Source organism: Paraburkholderia tagetis, assembly GCF_022213065.1.
Classification (GTDB): domain Bacteria; phylum Pseudomonadota; class Gammaproteobacteria; order Burkholderiales; family Burkholderiaceae; genus Paraburkholderia; species Paraburkholderia tagetis.
In genome coordinates, this window is record NZ_JAKLJA010000001.1 from 485,768 (window position 1) to 500,607 (window position 14,840).

The window sequence follows — 14,840 nt, forward strand, 5'->3', positions numbered from 1 at the left end:
GGCGCCATGCCACATCGAAGCTCGCGGCATTTTGTGGTATTTTGTGACTTAACAGGCTTCGATCGAGACCCGACACCATGGCCGATAACCGCTCCGCGCCGCCCGCTTCTGCGGTTGCGCCCGCTCCACCCGCTCCACCCATTGCGCCCGCTTCGCCCATTACGCCGGCCGTGCTGCTGAACCGGCGTCTTGCCGTAGGCCGCATCGACTACATCCTGCAAAGTCTCGACGCGAGCGGCTCCGTGAGCGTCGCGGACATGTCGGCCACGCTCGGGGTTTCGCGCGAGACCATTCGCCGCGACCTGAAGACGCTGGCCGAGCAGGGGCGTCTCTCTCTCGTCCACGGCGGCGCCGCGAAGCGGCCGCAAGACGAGCCATCGCTCGCCACGCGCGAGGCGGCCAACGCAATGGGCAAAGCGGCCATCGGTGCGGCGGCGGCGCGCCTCGTGACCAACGGCATGGTCGTGCTGATCGACTCGGGCTCGACCACGCTCGGCCTCGCGGCCTCGCTCGCCAACCATAGCGACCTCACGGTGATCACCAACAGCCTGCCGATCGCGCTGCTGCTGTGCCGCTCGCCTGGCGTGAAGGTCATCATGCTGGGCGGCGACATCGAGCCCAACGACGAGGCCGCATTCGGCGTCGAGACGATGGCGGCGCTCGCGCATTTTCGCTGCGATCTCGTGTTCCTCGGCGTGGGCGGCATCTCGCCCGAAGGGGAATTCACCGACTACTCGCGGCTCGCCGCCGAGCAGCGCCACCTGATGATGAAGGCCGGCAAGGAGGTCTATGTGCTCGCGGACCACACCAAGTTCGAGCACGGCACGCCGGTCCGGATCGCCCCCGTGCCGCACATTGCCGGGCTGATCGTCGACGCGGCGCCGCCCGCGCGCATGGCCCGCGTTTTCGCGCAGAACCAGTGGAGCGTGACCGTCGCCACCGGCCAAAGCTGACGCACCTTCGCAGTTCCCTCGCTTCGGGGCGGCTCGCGCCGCCCGCCTCTTCTTCCCCGCTGTTCGATTCCCCCGCCTCGCCCGTTCCGCCCGCGCCAGGCGCGCCGCCGCTGGCCGCCCGCGTTCCATCCACGTGCCATTCGCATCCGATCCGGAAACCTCCGACGTATCCGTATATCTCCTGGGTATGTGGCAATTTATGGCGTATTGACTGTTTTTGTTGCAAGGCCTAAAGTGGCTTCAACAACGCAGCGACGTAGTGTCAGCACCGACCTTCACGGAGACACCTCATGACGGCTTCCACGTCTTGCCCGCCCGCCACTTCCGAAACTGGCGATCCGCTTCTGCTCACCCCTGGCCCGCTCACCACCTCGCGCACGGTCAAGGCGGCAATGGTTCACGACTGGGGCTCGCGCGACGCGAACTTCATCGAGATCAACCGCTCGGTGCTCACGCGCCTCGCCGGTATCGCCAACGGCGCCGACGGCTGGGTGACCGTGCCGATGCAAGGCTCGGGCACGTTCGCGGTGGAGGCGATGCTCACCACCTTCGTGCCCGCGAACGGCGAGGTGCTGGTGCTGATCAACGGCGCCTACGGCAAGCGCGCCAAGCGCATTCTCGACATCGCGGGCCGCAAGACCATCGTTCATGAAACGCCCGAGGACACGCCGCCCGATCTCGCGCAGGTCGAGGCGCTGCTCGCAGGCAATCCCTCGATCACGCATGTGTTCACGATTCATTGCGAAACCACCTCGGGCATCCTGAACCCCATCGCAAAGATTGGCGCACTCGCTAACAAGTACGGCAAGGGCTATCTCGTCGATTCGATGAGCGCGTTCGGCGCGTTGCCGCTCGACGTGCAGACCATGCATATCGATGCGCTCGCCGCGTCGTCGAACAAGTGCATCGAAGGCGTGCCGGGACTCGGCTTCGTGATCTGCCGGCGCGAGTCGCTCGCGCGCACCCAGGGCAACGCCACGACCCTCGTGCTCGATCTGCACGAACAGTGGGTCAACATGGAGAAGACGAGCCAGTACCGCTTCACGCCGCCCACGCATGTGATCGTCGCGTTTCACCAGGCGCTCGATGAGTTCGACGCCGAAGGCGGCGTGGCCGGACGCGGCGGACGCTATCGCAACAACTGCAAGATCCTGCTCGAAGGCATGCGCGCGCTCGGCTTCAAGCCGCTGCTGCCCGACGCATTGCAGGCTCCCATCATCGTCACGTTCCATATGCCCGAGGACCCGCGCTTCGTTTTCGCGCGGTTCTACGAGAGCCTCAAGGCACGCGGCTACGTGATCTACCCAGGCAAGCTCACCGTGGCCGACTCGTTCCGCATCGGCTGTATCGGCCGCATCGGCGAGAAAGAGATGCGCGCCGCGCTCGCCGCGATCGGCGATGTGCTGGACGAAATGGGCGTGGCCGGCGCAGGTGCGGCCGGTCCGGTCGCGAAAACCGCTTGAAGGAAGACGCAATGAGCACACCGAACGACAACGCATTGGCCGTGAATGGCCGCGAATACCGCTTCCCCACGGCACCCGTCGTGGTGATCTGTCTCGACGGCTCGGAGCCCGCCTATATCGAAGAGGCCGTCAAGGCCGGGCACGCTCCGAACCTCGCGAAGTTGCTGCGCACGGGCACGAGCCGCATCGCCCAATGCGTGATTCCGAGCTTCACGAACCCGAACAATCTCTCGATCCTCACGGGCCGCCCGCCGAAAGTGCATGGCATCGCAGGCAACTACTTCTACGACCGCACGACCGGCGAAGAAGTCATGATGAACGATGCGCGCTTCCTGCGTGCGCCCACTCTCTTCGAGACCTTCCACGCGGCGGGCGCGAAGGTGGCGGTCGTGACCGCCAAGGACAAGCTGCGCACGCTGCTCGGCAAGGGCCTCGATTTTGCGAGCGGCCGCGCGATGGCCTTCTCGGCGGAAAAGGCCGACCAGGCGACGCGCGAGGGCAACGGCATCGGCAACGTGCTGGCCTTCGTGGGCAAGCCGCTGCCTGACGTCTACTCGGCCGATCTCTCCGAGTTCGTGTTCGCAGCCGGCGTGAAGCTGCTCGACACCTTCCGCCCCGACCTCATGTATCTCTCGACCACGGACTACGTGCAGCACAAGGCCGCGCCCGGCTCGCCGAAGGCCAACGAGTTCTACGCGATGTTCGACCGCTACGTGGGCCAGCTCGACGAGGCCGGCTGCGTGCTCGCGATCACCGCCGACCACGGCATGAACGACAAGCACCGCGCGAACGGCGAGCCCGACGTGCTCTATCTCCAGGACCTGTTCGACGAGTGGATTGGCAAGGGCCGCGCGCGCGTGATCCTGCCGATCACCGACCCCTACGTTGCGCACCACGGCGCGCTCGGCTCGTTCGCCACCGTCTATCTGCCCGAAGGCGCGGACACGGCGGCGCTCATCGAGCGCCTGCGCAAGACCGCGGGCGTCGAGCTCGCACTCGACAGCGCAGCGGCCTGCGAGCGCTTCGAGCTGCCGCCGGACCGGGTGGGCGACATCGTCGTGGTGGGCACGCGCAGCAAGGTGTTCGGCACGAGCGCGGCGCGCCACGACTTCTCCGGTCTCACCGAGCCGCTGCGCTCGCACGGCGGGATCTCGGAGCAGGACGTGCCGCTCCTCGTCAACCGTCAGACCGACTGGCCGCAAGGCCGCGCGTTGCGCAACTTCGACATCTTCGATGTCGCGCTGAACTGCGTGGTGCAAACCGCCATCGCCTGATTCACTGCACGCAACAGCGCACGCACGATCGCACGCACACACGCACGCACGCACTAATACGCAACAGCGCACACCAACGCACGGAACACACATTTACCGGAACCCGGAACGAGGTAGCGATGAACGTCATGACGAAACCCGCATTCAAGCAGGAGTCCATGCGCATCGCCGGCCGGCAGGTCGCGACCGACGAAGTGATCGAAGTCCTGAATCCCTACACCAACGAAGTGGTCGGCACCGTGCCCGCGGGCCGTCCCGAGCACGTGCAGGAGGCCTTCGCGAAGGCCCATGCCTACAAGCCGACGCTTACGCGCTTCGAGCGCCAGCGCATCCTGCAAACCACGGCCGAGGCGCTGCGCGATCGCAAGGAAGACTTCGCGCGGCTCATCACCGCCGAGTCGGGGCTCTGCTGGAAGGACTCGCTCTACGAGGCGAGCCGCGCCTACGACGTCTGGTCGTTCGCCGCGCAGCTCACGATCAAGGACGACGGCGAAGTCTATTCGTGCGACATCAGCCCGAACGGCAAGAACCGCAAGATCTTCACGACGCGCCTGCCGCTGCTCGGCGTGATCTCGGCCATCACGCCGTTCAACCATCCGTTGAACATGGTGAGCCACAAGCTGGCGCCGGCGATTGCCACCAATAACCGCGTCGTGCTCAAACCCACCGAGCTCACGCCGCTCACTGCGCTCGCGCTCGCCGACGTGCTCTACGAAGCGGGCCTGCCGCCCGAGATGCTAAGCGTGGTCACCGGCAACCCGCGCACCATGGGCGATGCCATGATCACGGACCCGCACTGCGACCTGATCACCTTCACGGGCTCGGTGCGCGTGGGCAAGTACATCGCGCAAAACGCGGGCTACCGCCGCACGGTGCTGGAGCTAGGCGGCAACGACCCGCTCATCGTGATGGAGGACGCCGACCTCGAGCGCGCGGCCCAACTCGCGGTGACGGGCGCGACCAAGAACTCGGGCCAGCGCTGCACGGCGGTCAAGCGCATTCTCGTAGTCGAGAGCGTGGCCGACGAATTCGTCGAACGTGTGCTGGTGCACGCAAAGAAGCTCAAGTGCGGCGACCCGATGGACCCGAGCGTGGACGTGGGCACCGTAATCAACGAAGCCGCCGCGCAGCTCTTCGAGCGCCGCGTGGCCGACGCCGAGTCGCGCGGTGCGCGCGTGCTGTATGGCGCGCCGCGCCGTGGCGCGCTCTTCGCGCCCACCGTGGTCGATCACGTGCCCTACGACTGCGAGCTGGTGCACGAGGAAACCTTTGGCCCGGTGATTCCGATCATCCGCGTGCCGGACAAGCTCGAAGAGGTGATCCGCATCTCCAACTCCACGGCATACGGCCTCTCTTCGGGCATCTGCACGAACCGGCTCGACTACACGACGCGCTTCGTCAAGGAGCTGGAGGTGGGCACCGTGAACGTCTGGGAAGTGCCGGGCTATCGCACGGAAATGTCGCCGTTCGGCGGCATCAAGGACTCGGGCAACGGATACAAGGAGGGCATGGTCGAGGCAATGAAGAGCTATACGAACGTGAGAACGTGGTCGATGCCTTGGGAGTGACGGAGAAGGCACAAGCCAGAAATGCAAGCAAGCGACGCAAGCCGCCATTGCGCGGCCCATGAGGTTTTTCCAGCATCCGAACCCAACGCAAGGAAGGATGGATATGAAGACTCAACTGATCGCCGCAGTGACCTGTGCATTCGCGTTCGCAGCGGCCCCCGTCTACGCGCAATCCAACGTCGTGACCCTCTATAGCGCGGATGGTCTTCACGACGGTTCGCCCAGCTGGTTCGGCAACGAATTCGAAGCCTTCACGAAGGCCACGGGCATCAAGGTGCAATACATCGAGGCCGGCTCCAGCGGCGTGGTGGACCGCATCGGCAAGGAGAAGTCGAACATTCAGGCAGACGTGCTCGTGACGCTGCCGCCGTTCATGCAGAAGGCCGCCGCCGATGGACTGCTGCAAGCGTACACGCCGGCAGGCGCCGACAAGATCGATGCGCGCGACAAGGACCCGAAGGGCATGTACGTCGCGATGGTCGACAACTACCCCACCTTCATCTACAACTCGGCGGTGCTCAAGGCCCCGCCCAAGGCCTACGCCGACCTGCTCGCGCCGCAGTTCAAGCAGAAGGTGCAGTACTCCACGCCGGGCCAGGCCGGCGACGGCACCGCGCTCATGCTGCAAACCTTCCATGCGTTCGGCGGCAAGGAAGGCGGCTTCGATTATCTGCGCAAGCTCCAGGTGAACAACCTCGGGCCGTCCGCGTCCACGGGCAAGCTCACGGCGCTCGTGAACAAGGGCGAGCTCTACGTGGCCAACGGCGACCTGCAGATGAACCTCTCGCAGATGCGCGAGAACCCCAACATTCAGGTGTTTTTCCCGGCCGGCCCCGACGGCAAGCGCACCACGTTCTCGCTGCCCTACTACGTCGGTCTCGTCGCGGGCGCACCGCACGCCGCCAACGGCAAGAAGCTGATCGATTTCCTGCTGAGCGAGCAAGCCCAGCAAGAGGTCAGCAAGACCGCTTACGGCATGCCGGTGCGCACCGACGTGCATCCCACCGACGACAACTTCAAGACGCTCAACGCGACGCTGCAAGGCGTCGATATCTGGGTGCCCGACTGGAATCAGGTCATGCGCGACCTGAAGTCCGACGTGGCGACGTACAACCACGCGATTTCGAGCAACTAAACGAGCAACTCATGGCCAATTCCCTCACCATGGAACAGGGGCAGCAGCATCAGGCTTCCCCAGTGCCGGCCGCTCTCGCACAAGGCGCGAGCGGTATCGGTTTCGAAAACGTGTCGGTGGCATACGGCGGGCAGACGATCCTCGATTCGCTCACGCTCACCGTGAAGCCCGGCGAGATCGTCGCGCTCATCGGCCCTTCGGGCTCGGGCAAGACTACCGCGCTGCGGGCAGTCGCAGGCTTCGTTCAGCCGAGCGCGGGACGCATCGTAATCGGCAACAAGGACGTGACGCGGCTGCCCCCCTATGCACGCAACATCGGCATGGTGGTGCAGAACTACGCGCTGTTCCCGCACATGCGCGTGGAGGACAACGTCGCGTTCGGGCTGCGCGCACGCGGCACCGAAGCGGACGTGATCCGCGCACGCGTGCCCGAGTGCCTCGGGCTCGTGGGGATGTCGAAGTATGCGAAGCGCTACCCACGCGAGCTCTCGGGCGGCCAGCAGCAGCGCGTCGCGATCGCCCGTGCACTCGCGATCCGGCCGCAGGTGCTGCTGCTCGACGAGCCGCTCTCGGCGCTCGATGCGCAGATCCGGCGCTCGATGCTCGACGAGCTTGCGAAGCTGCACCGCAGCCTGCCCTCGCTGACCGTGCTGTACGTGACGCACGACCAGACCGAGGCGCTCACGCTCGCGAACCACATCGGCATCATGCGCGACGGCAAGCTCGTGGCTTATGGCGACACCCAGGGGCTGTACCGGCATCCGCCGAATCGCTTCGCCGCCGAATTCCTCGGCCGCGCGAACGTGCTGCCGGCGCGGCAGCTCGAGCCGCTCGCCGATGGTTTCGCGCGGGTGCGTTGCGGCGACTTCGTCGTCGAAGGACGCAACCATCACAACCTGGCGGCCAGCAGCGCGTGCTACGTGTGCGTGCGGCCGCACGACCTGCACTTCGAACCGAGCCCGCAGAAGTCCAATAGCGTGACGGGCATCGTGCGCAGCGTGCAGTGGCTTGGCGAGCTGCACAGCGTGGTGCTAGAAGTCGGCGACGAGACGCTGCGTCTCACGCGCGCGCCGCTCTCGAGCCCGCCCGAACCGGGCGCCGTGCTGCCCGTGCATTTCGATGCGGCGGACGTCACGCTCGTACCGGAGGTGGAAGGCCATGGCTGATATCGCGACCAATCCGGTGATGGCGCCGCCGCCCGCGCGTGCCGGCCGGTCCGCCGCGCTCTCGCGCAACCTGTGGATCGCGCCGCCGCTCGTCGTGCTCGCGGCCATCTTCTTCTACCCGTTCGGCCTCATCGTGGCGCAGGCGCTCGGCGGCGATACGCATACGCTGACGCTCGCGAACTTCACCACGGTACTGCATTCGCGGCAGTTCCTGAGCGGCCTCTATCACACGATAGCGATTGCCGTGTGCGCATCGGCGGGCTGTCTCGTGCTGGGCTTCATATTCTCGCTCGTGATTGCGTTCGTGCCGTTTCCGGGCGCACGCTTCGTGGGCCGCCTGATCGACACGTTCATCGCACTGCCAACCTTTCTCGTCGCGCTCGCGTTCACGTTCGTGTATGGGTCGGCAGGGCTTCTGAACCAGTCGCTGATGGCGTTCTTCCACCTCAATCTGCCGCCCGTCGATTTCCTCTACACACAGTGGGGCGTGGTGCTCTCCGAGATCACGGTGTATACGCCGTTCATCATGAGACCGCTGCTCGCCTGCTTCTCGCAGATCGACAACGCGCAGATCGAAGTGGCGAGCAGCCTGGGCGCGAAGCCGCTGCGCATCATCCGGCAGATCATCTTGCCGGCCGCGCTGCCCGCCCTGCTCGCAGGCGGGAGCCTCTGCCTGCTGCTCACCGTCAACGAGTTCGGCATCGTGCTGTTCATCGGCGCCAAGGACGTGATCACGCTGCCGCTGCTCATCTACGGCAAGGCCATCCAGGAGTTCGACTACACCACCGCTTGCGTGATTGCCGTCATCAACATCGCACTGTCGCTCGGGCTCTATGCCTGCTATCGCACAGTCGTGTCACTTTTCGGAGGTCGCCGTGCTGCTCTGGGCTAGATGGGCAAGAGTGTCGACATGGAGCGCCACCGCGCTGCTGTTCAGTGCGATCTACGGGCTGCCGGTTGCGATGATCGCGCTCGCGAGCGTGAGCGGGCAATGGAACGGCATCCTGCCGAGCCACTTCACGCTCGCGCACTACACGCGGGCACTGCACGGCGACTCCGCGGAACTGCTGCGCGTGAGCGTGCTCACCGGCGCGCTCGCGAGCGGCGCGGCGCTTATCAGCGGCACGTGGGCGGCGCTCGCGCTGCGGCGCATGAAAGGCATGCCCAAACGCGTGCTCGACGTGATCTTCTTCGTGCCGAGCGCGGTGCCGTCGGTCTCGATCGGCCTTGGGCTGCTCGTGGCCTTCAGCCAGCCGCCGGTCCTGCTCAACGGCACCGCGACGATCGTATTCCTCGCGCACTTCCTGCTGATCTCGGCGTTCACCTACGGCAATGTCACGGCGGGGCTCTCGCGGGTCGCGCCCGAGTATGGCGAAGTGGCCGAAAGCCTCGGCGCAAGACCGTTCTACGAGCTTAGGCGCGTGACGCTGCCGCTCGTTGCGCCCTACCTGCTCGCCTCGTTCAGCTTGAGCTTCGCGCTCTCGATGGGCGAACTGGGCGCCACGCTGATGATCTATCCGCCGGGATGGGTGACGCTGCCCGTGGGCATCTTCGCGCTCTCCGACCGTGGTGCGATCTTCGACGCGTCGACGCTCACGATGATCCTTGGCGCAGGCACGCTGTTCGTGCTGCTCGGCCTCTCGCGCATCTCGAACAAGGCCGCGGTGCGCTGATGGTCTGAAGAAGTTCGACGCAGCAAAAAGAGCCAGGAAGCAGCACGCTCGGGGACACAGGTGCACGAGGCAGTTGCGGCAGGAACGCGGGTTGCGCAAGCAAAATAACGCAATGGAGGAGCCGGGTGATTCTTATCGTGCTTCATCTCGCAGGGGGTGTCGCGTTGCTGACGTGGGGCCTGCATATGGTCGAGTCGGGGCTGATGCGCGCATTCGGCGCATCGCTCAAGCGCTTCATGGGGAAAAGCCTCGGCAATCGATTCAATGCGTTTTTCGCGGGGCTCGCCATCACCGGCGCGCTGCAAAGCAGCACGGCGACGGGCATGATCGCGTCGTCGTTCGCCGCGCGCGGGCTGATGCGGCCCGTCACGGGACTCGCGGTGATGCTCGGCGCGAACGTGGGCTCGACGCTCATCGTGCAGGCCTTCTCGCTCGACCTGAGCTGGATCTCGCCCGCTTGCCTGCTGGTGGGCATGGCGATGTTCGAAAAAGGCAAGGGCTCGCGCAACCGCGATATCGGCCGCGCCTTGATCGGCCTTGGCCTGATGCTGCTCGCGCTCACGCTGCTCGTCTCCACGGTGCAACCTGCGGAAAGCGCACCCGCGCTGCGCACGGTGCTCGGCGCGCTGGCCGGCGAGCCCGTGCTCAACGCCGCGCTTGCGTGCCTGCTCACATGGGCTGCGCATTCGAGCATTCCGGTCGTGCTGTTCGTGATGTCGCTCGCGAACCTGCATTCGGTGCCCATGGACAGCGCCATCGCCATGGTGCTGGGCGCGAACGTGGGCAGTGCGCTCAATCCGTATTTCGAAGCGGCCAAAGGCGCAGACCGCAGCCGCCGCCGGCTGCCCGCCGGCAACCTGCTGCTGCGCGGCGGCGTGTGCATCCTGTTGCTCGGCGCATGTTCGCCGCTCGCGCAACTGCTCGACGGCATGCCCGGCGACGCGAGCCACGCGATCGCCAACCTTCATACCGGCTTGAACGTGGGCATAGCGGTGCTGTTCATCGGCTTGCTCGATCCGGTGTCACGGCTGCTGGAACGGCTGCTGCCCGCACCCGGCGTTGGCGACGATTCCGACGCGCCCCGCTACCTCGACGAAGCCGCGCTGGAGACGCCCTCGCAGGCGCTCGCCTGCGCGGCGCGCGAGGTGATCAGAATGAGCGAAGTCGTGGAGACGATGCTGAGCGCGAGCGTGCCGGTGCTGCTCGCCAACGACCGTCGCGCAGTGAGCGAACTGGCGGACCGCGACGACACTGTGGACATGCTGCACGACGCGATCAAACGCTACGTCACGGACATCACGCGCGAGCCGTTGAGCGAGGAGGACCGCCGCTGGGCCTCGGCGATCATGACGGCGGTGATCAACCTCGAGCATATCGGCGACATCATCGACAAGAATCTGCTGGAAATCGCGCAGAAGAAGATCAAGATGCAGTTGAGCTTTTCGCCGGAGGGCGCAGAGGAACTGCGCATGATGCATCGCTCGGTGACCGGCAGTTTTCATCGCGCCCAGGCGCTGCTTGTTTCGGGGCGCACGCAGACTGCGGCGTTGCTTATCGCAGACAAGCAGGCGTTGCGGCGGCTTGAGCGGTCGGCGCGTGATCGGCATCTTGAACGGCTGCGCGAGGGGCTGCCGGATAGTATTGCTTCCAGTTCGCTGCATCTGGATGTGCTGCGTGATCTTGTGCGGATTCAGTCGCATATTTGTGCGCTTGCGTATCCGTTGCTTGAGCGGGAACGGGAAAAGGAGCGCGAATGCGAGGAGGTGCCGACGACGCTGGAAGGGGAGGAAGTGCAACTGCCCGATGATGCGAATTATGAGGCGAATTGTCGGGGGTCGTGAGTGAGTTTTTGTGAATTCCGATTCATGAGTTGAGTGCTGCGGCTTTGAGCTTTTTTTTTCGCGTTTCCTTGTTTTCGTGTCGGTCTGCTAGCGTTGCCCCTGTGCGGGGCGGCACCTACTTTTCTTTGCAGCCGCAAAGAAAAGTAGGCAAAAGAAAGCGGCTCAAACCGCCAGTGTGACGCCGTCCACCTCTTGCCGTTAATCGGAGCGGTTCCGGGGCATCCGTCACCTCGCACCTTCAAACTCAGTGACAAAGGAGTCATTCATCCCGCTGCTCGCTACGCGCGCAGCGGTCGGGTATGCATGGGAAACCAGGCGTGCTGCCTGGCCGGAATTGTGTTCTCCCGCGGACTCAGGCCGCCTTTGCCTGCAACGTGAAATCGACGTGAATCGCATCGTACGGAAAAATGACACCGCCCTCTAGCAGTTGCTCCGGCGTTGTGAATGCGTATGCCATCTCGGCGGCGCCGAGATGCTTGTGATCTCCCTTGCCCCGCTCGTTGTCGTACCGCAATACGCAAACACCCCGCACGATATACGCCAAATTGTATTTGTACGGGTGCACAGTTCATCCTGTCTTTTTGTCCCGCACACCATCACCACCATGAATGCGGACTCATTCAGAAAATAAACTTCATCAATACTACCACTACCTCTAAGCTAGCCTCACTCCCTCAACAGCGGCGAGCGAAGCAATGGCGGAACTCTTTCTGGTAAGGCACGGCCAGGCCTCTCTTGGCGCGAGCGATTACGACCAACTTTCTAACACTGGCGAGCAACAATGCCTCTGGCTCGGCGAGCATTTCGCGCGCGATAACATTCGGTTCGACCACATCCTGACCGGCACCTTGCGGCGCCACGCACAGACGCTCGACGCGATCCGTCGCGCCATGCCCGGCCTGCCCGCCGAGTGCGCCATTCACAGCGGTCTGAACGAATACGATTTCCACGCGCTCTTTGCCGCCCTGCCCGACGCGCATCGCGGCCTCGCCGACGCAATGAAGCGCGGTTCGCGCGAGTTCTTCAAGGCCTTGCGGCAGGTGCTGCATTTGTGGACTGAAGGCGCGCTCGACGAGCGCGCGCCTGAAACGTGGCGCGCATTCCAGCAGCGTGTGGCCGACGCCCGGGCCGCCATCCAGCAAAGCGGCGCGCAGCGCGTGCTGGTGGTCACGTCCGGCGGCGTGATCGGCGCACTCGTTCAACAACTCCTGCAAGCCCCCGCTGCCGCGGCCATCGCGCTGAACATGCAGATCCGCAACAGCAGCGTGACGCATTGCTACTTCAATCGCGAGGCGCTGCAACTGTCGAGTTTCAACGGCATTGCCCATCTCGACGATCCGCAACGCCATTCGTTTCAGACCTACGGCTAATATGACCCGCGAATCCACCAGCCCGTCACTCGATCTCGACCGCCTCACGCCCTACCTGGAACAGCATCTAGAAGGCTTTCGCGGCCCCGTGCGCGCGACGAAATTCCCGGGCGGCCAGTCCAACCCCACCTGGCTGATCGAAGCGCCGAGCGGCCGCTACGTGCTGCGCCGCCAGCCGCCGGGACAACTGCTCAAATCGGCGCACGCCGTCGACCGCGAGTTTCGCGTGCTGCGCGCGCTCGCGCAGACGCCGGTTCCCGTGGCGCGTGTCTGGCACCTTTGCGAAGACCGCGACATCATCGGCAGCCTGTTCTATCTGATGAGCTACGAGGAAGGGCGCATCTTCTGGAACCCCGCTTTGCCTGAACTCGATCGCGAGGCACGGCGCGACTATTACGCGGCGATCATCGCAACGCTCGCGGCGCTGCACGAGGTCGATCCCGAACGCGTCGGGCTTGGCGACTATGGCCGTCCTGGCAATTATTTCCAGCGCCAGATCGAGCTCTGGACCAAGCAGTACCGCGCGGCCGAAACGGAGCACATCGCGCCGATGGAAGCGCTGATCGAGTGGCTACCCGAACACTGTCCCACCGACACGCAGCGCCCGACACTCGTGCATGGCGACTTCCGCATCGACAACCTGATCTTCGCCCCCGACGCCCCGCGCGTGCGCGCGATACTCGACTGGGAGCTCTCGACGCTCGGCAATCCTCTCGCGGATCTCGCGTACTTCTGCATGTGCCTGCGACTGCCGTCGAACGGGCATATCACGGGGCTGCGCGGCCAGGACCGTACCGCGCTGGGCATTCCCGAAGAAGAAGACATGATTGCTCAGTATTGCGAACTGCGTGGCCTGCCCGGCATCGCCAACTGGAACTTCTATCTGGCGTTCAGCTTTTTTCGCCTCGCCTCGATTGCCCAAGGCGTGAAAGCCCGTGCGCTGCAAGGCAATGCCTCAAACGCGAATGCGCATGACGTGGGCAGCATGGTCGAGCCGCTCGCGAGTCTCGCAGCGGAGCTGATTGCGTGAGGTGCATGAGGTGCATGAGGCACCACGCGCGTGCCCCGATACACAATACACACCGCGACATACACCGCGATAACCACCCCGAATCAAGGAGACGAGATTGACCACGAACCTGTTTGACCTCTCGGGCCGAATCGCCCTCGTGACCGGCGCAAGCCGTGGCATCGGCGAAGCCATCGCCAGACTGCTGGCCGAGCAAGGCGCCCATGTGATCGTGTCGAGCCGCAAGCTCGAAGATTGCGAGGCCGTTGCCGCCGAGATTCGCGCGAACGGCGGCAGCGCCGAAGCCCTGGCCTGCCACGTCGGCCGCATGGAAGACATCTCGGCCACATTCGAACATATTCGCGAACGGCACGGACGTCTCGACATACTCGTCAACAATGCCGCCGCTAATCCGTATTTCGGGCATATCCTCGATACGGATCTCGCCGCCTATAACAAGACCGTTGAAGTGAACGTGCGCGGCTATTTCTTCATGTCGGTCGAAGCGGGCAAGCTGATGAAGGCACAGGGCCGCGGCGCCATCGTGAATACCGCATCGGTCAACGCGCTGCAACCCGGCGACCAGCAAGGCATCTACTCGATCACGAAAGCGGCCGTCGTCAACATGACGCGTGCGTTCGCGAAAGAGTGCGGCCCGCTCGGCATTCGCGTGAATGCGCTGCTGCCCGGCCTCACCAAGACGAAGTTCGCGGGCGCGCTGTTCGAGAACAAGGATATTTACGACGGCTGGATGAGCAAGATTCCGCTGCGCCGCCATGGCGAGCCGCAGGAAATGGCCGGCACCGTGCTTTATCTCGTGTCCGATGCGGCTAGCTATACCAATGGGGAGTGCATTGTTGTTGATGGTGGGTTGACTATCTAGGAGACTTTCGTGGTTCCTGGTGTTTTCTTGTTTTTCGCGCGTTTTTCGCGTTTCCTTGTTTTCGTGTCGGTCTATTAGCGTTGCCCCTGTGCGGGGCGGCACCTACTTTTCTTTGCAGCGGCAAAGAAAAGTAGGCAAAAGAAAGCCGCTCAAACCGCTAGTGTGACGCAGTACACCTCTTGCCGTTAATCGGAGCGGTTCCGGAGCGTCTGTCATCACGCGCCGTAAAACGGAGTGACTAAGGACTCATTCCTCCGGCGGCGCTGCGCGCGCCGTGGGGCATAATCCACAACCAGAGGAATGCATACGAATCGATGCAGTGCATGCGCAGTCGAATGCTTGGCAGTACGTGTGGTTTCCCGTGCAGACCCGGCCGCTGCGCGCGTAGCGAGCAGCGGGATGAATGACTCCTTTGTCACTAACGTTGAATGTGCGATGTGACGGATGCCCCGGAACCACTTCGATTCACGGCAAGAGGTGGACGGCGTCACACTAGCGGTGTGAG

13 protein-coding genes are annotated in these 14,840 nt (G+C 64.2%); 12 read left to right on the top strand and 1 reads right to left on the bottom strand.

The features are described from left to right. Positions 1 to 77: 77 nt before the first annotated feature. The 9 genes from L5014_RS02050 (at position 78) to L5014_RS02090 (ending at position 11,073) form a co-directional block, all read left to right on the top strand. Positions 78 to 953 carry a DeoR/GlpR family DNA-binding transcription regulator gene (locus L5014_RS02050; RefSeq protein ID WP_238461903.1) on the top strand — a complete coding sequence of 292 codons (876 nt, stop codon included), beginning with the start codon at positions 78 to 80 and terminating at the stop codon, positions 951 to 953. A 290-nt stretch (positions 954 to 1,243) separates the two neighbouring features. Further along, positions 1,244 to 2,416, top strand: coding sequence for a 2-aminoethylphosphonate--pyruvate transaminase (locus L5014_RS02055; protein ID WP_238461904.1), 1,173 nt, complete (start codon positions 1,244 to 1,246; stop codon positions 2,414 to 2,416). Between the two features lie 11 nt (positions 2,417 to 2,427). Then, positions 2,428 to 3,690, top strand: a complete 1,263-nt coding sequence (gene phnA / locus L5014_RS02060; RefSeq protein WP_238461905.1) for a phosphonoacetate hydrolase — start codon at positions 2,428 to 2,430, stop codon at positions 3,688 to 3,690. A gap of 119 nt (positions 3,691 to 3,809) precedes the next feature. Further along, on the top strand, positions 3,810 to 5,258 hold the full coding sequence (phnY, locus tag L5014_RS02065) for a phosphonoacetaldehyde dehydrogenase (RefSeq protein WP_238461906.1): 1,449 nt from the start codon (positions 3,810 to 3,812) through the stop codon (positions 5,256 to 5,258). Positions 5,259 to 5,361: 103 nt separating this feature from the next. Next, positions 5,362 to 6,393: a 2-aminoethylphosphonate ABC transporter substrate-binding protein gene (locus tag L5014_RS02070; protein WP_238461907.1), complete on the top strand. Its 1,032-nt coding sequence runs from the start codon at positions 5,362 to 5,364 to the stop codon at positions 6,391 to 6,393. Between the two features lie 11 nt (positions 6,394 to 6,404). After that, positions 6,405 to 7,559: an ABC transporter ATP-binding protein gene (locus tag L5014_RS02075; RefSeq protein ID WP_238461908.1), complete on the top strand. Its 1,155-nt coding sequence runs from the start codon at positions 6,405 to 6,407 to the stop codon at positions 7,557 to 7,559. Next, positions 7,552 to 8,451 carry a 2-aminoethylphosphonate ABC transporter permease subunit gene (locus L5014_RS02080; RefSeq protein ID WP_238461909.1) on the top strand — a complete coding sequence of 300 codons (900 nt, stop codon included), beginning with the start codon at positions 7,552 to 7,554 and terminating at the stop codon, positions 8,449 to 8,451. Before L5014_RS02075 ends, L5014_RS02080 begins: the two co-directional genes overlap by 8 nt. Continuing rightward, entirely contained in the window at positions 8,435 to 9,232 is a 798-nt protein-coding gene (locus tag L5014_RS02085) for an ABC transporter permease subunit (protein ID WP_238461910.1), read from the top strand. Before L5014_RS02080 ends, L5014_RS02085 begins: the two co-directional genes overlap by 17 nt. A 125-nt stretch (positions 9,233 to 9,357) precedes the next feature. Further along, entirely contained in the window at positions 9,358 to 11,073 is a 1,716-nt protein-coding gene (locus tag L5014_RS02090; RefSeq protein ID WP_238461911.1) for a Na/Pi cotransporter family protein, read from the top strand. A gap of 352 nt (positions 11,074 to 11,425) precedes the next feature. On the opposite strand, the gene L5014_RS02095 is transcribed toward L5014_RS02090, so the two are convergent. Then, positions 11,426 to 11,638 carry a toxin-antitoxin system TumE family protein gene (locus L5014_RS02095; RefSeq protein WP_238461912.1) on the bottom strand — a complete coding sequence of 71 codons (213 nt, stop codon included), beginning with the start codon at positions 11,636 to 11,638 and terminating at the stop codon, positions 11,426 to 11,428. 130 nt (positions 11,639 to 11,768) lie between these two features. Between L5014_RS02095 and L5014_RS02100 the strand changes: the two genes are divergently transcribed. The 3 genes from L5014_RS02100 (at position 11,769) to L5014_RS02110 (ending at position 14,335) form a co-directional block, all read left to right on the top strand. Next, positions 11,769 to 12,443 carry a histidine phosphatase family protein gene (locus tag L5014_RS02100; protein WP_238461913.1) on the top strand — a complete coding sequence of 225 codons (675 nt, stop codon included), beginning with the start codon at positions 11,769 to 11,771 and terminating at the stop codon, positions 12,441 to 12,443. A gap of 1 nt (position 12,444) precedes the next feature. Continuing rightward, positions 12,445 to 13,473: a phosphotransferase gene (locus L5014_RS02105; protein ID WP_238461914.1), complete on the top strand. Its 1,029-nt coding sequence runs from the start codon at positions 12,445 to 12,447 to the stop codon at positions 13,471 to 13,473. A 97-nt stretch (positions 13,474 to 13,570) separates the two neighbouring features. Next, positions 13,571 to 14,335 (top strand): SDR family oxidoreductase, encoded by a 765-nt coding sequence (locus tag L5014_RS02110; protein ID WP_238461915.1) that lies wholly within the window; start codon positions 13,571 to 13,573, stop codon positions 14,333 to 14,335. Positions 14,336 to 14,840: the final 505 nt, after the last annotated feature.

Excerpts from the sequence above, each read along its gene's own strand:
- phnA (WP_238461905.1), top strand. The coding sequence starts at position 2,428 with ATGAGCACACCGAACGACAACGCATTGGCCGTGAATGGCCGCGAATAC.
- phnY (WP_238461906.1), top strand. The coding sequence starts at position 3,810 with ATGAACGTCATGACGAAACCCGCATTCAAGCAGGAGTCCATGCGCATC.
- L5014_RS02055 (WP_238461904.1), top strand. The coding sequence starts at position 1,244 with ATGACGGCTTCCACGTCTTGCCCGCCCGCCACTTCCGAAACTGGCGAT.
- L5014_RS02100 (WP_238461913.1), top strand. The coding sequence starts at position 11,769 with ATGGCGGAACTCTTTCTGGTAAGGCACGGCCAGGCCTCTCTTGGCGCG.
- L5014_RS02105 (WP_238461914.1), top strand. The coding sequence starts at position 12,445 with ATGACCCGCGAATCCACCAGCCCGTCACTCGATCTCGACCGCCTCACG.
- L5014_RS02080 (WP_238461909.1), top strand. The coding sequence starts at position 7,552 with ATGGCTGATATCGCGACCAATCCGGTGATGGCGCCGCCGCCCGCGCGT.
- L5014_RS02070 (WP_238461907.1), top strand. The coding sequence starts at position 5,362 with ATGAAGACTCAACTGATCGCCGCAGTGACCTGTGCATTCGCGTTCGCA.
- L5014_RS02075 (WP_238461908.1), top strand. The coding sequence starts at position 6,405 with ATGGCCAATTCCCTCACCATGGAACAGGGGCAGCAGCATCAGGCTTCC.
- L5014_RS02050 (WP_238461903.1), top strand. The coding sequence starts at position 78 with ATGGCCGATAACCGCTCCGCGCCGCCCGCTTCTGCGGTTGCGCCCGCT.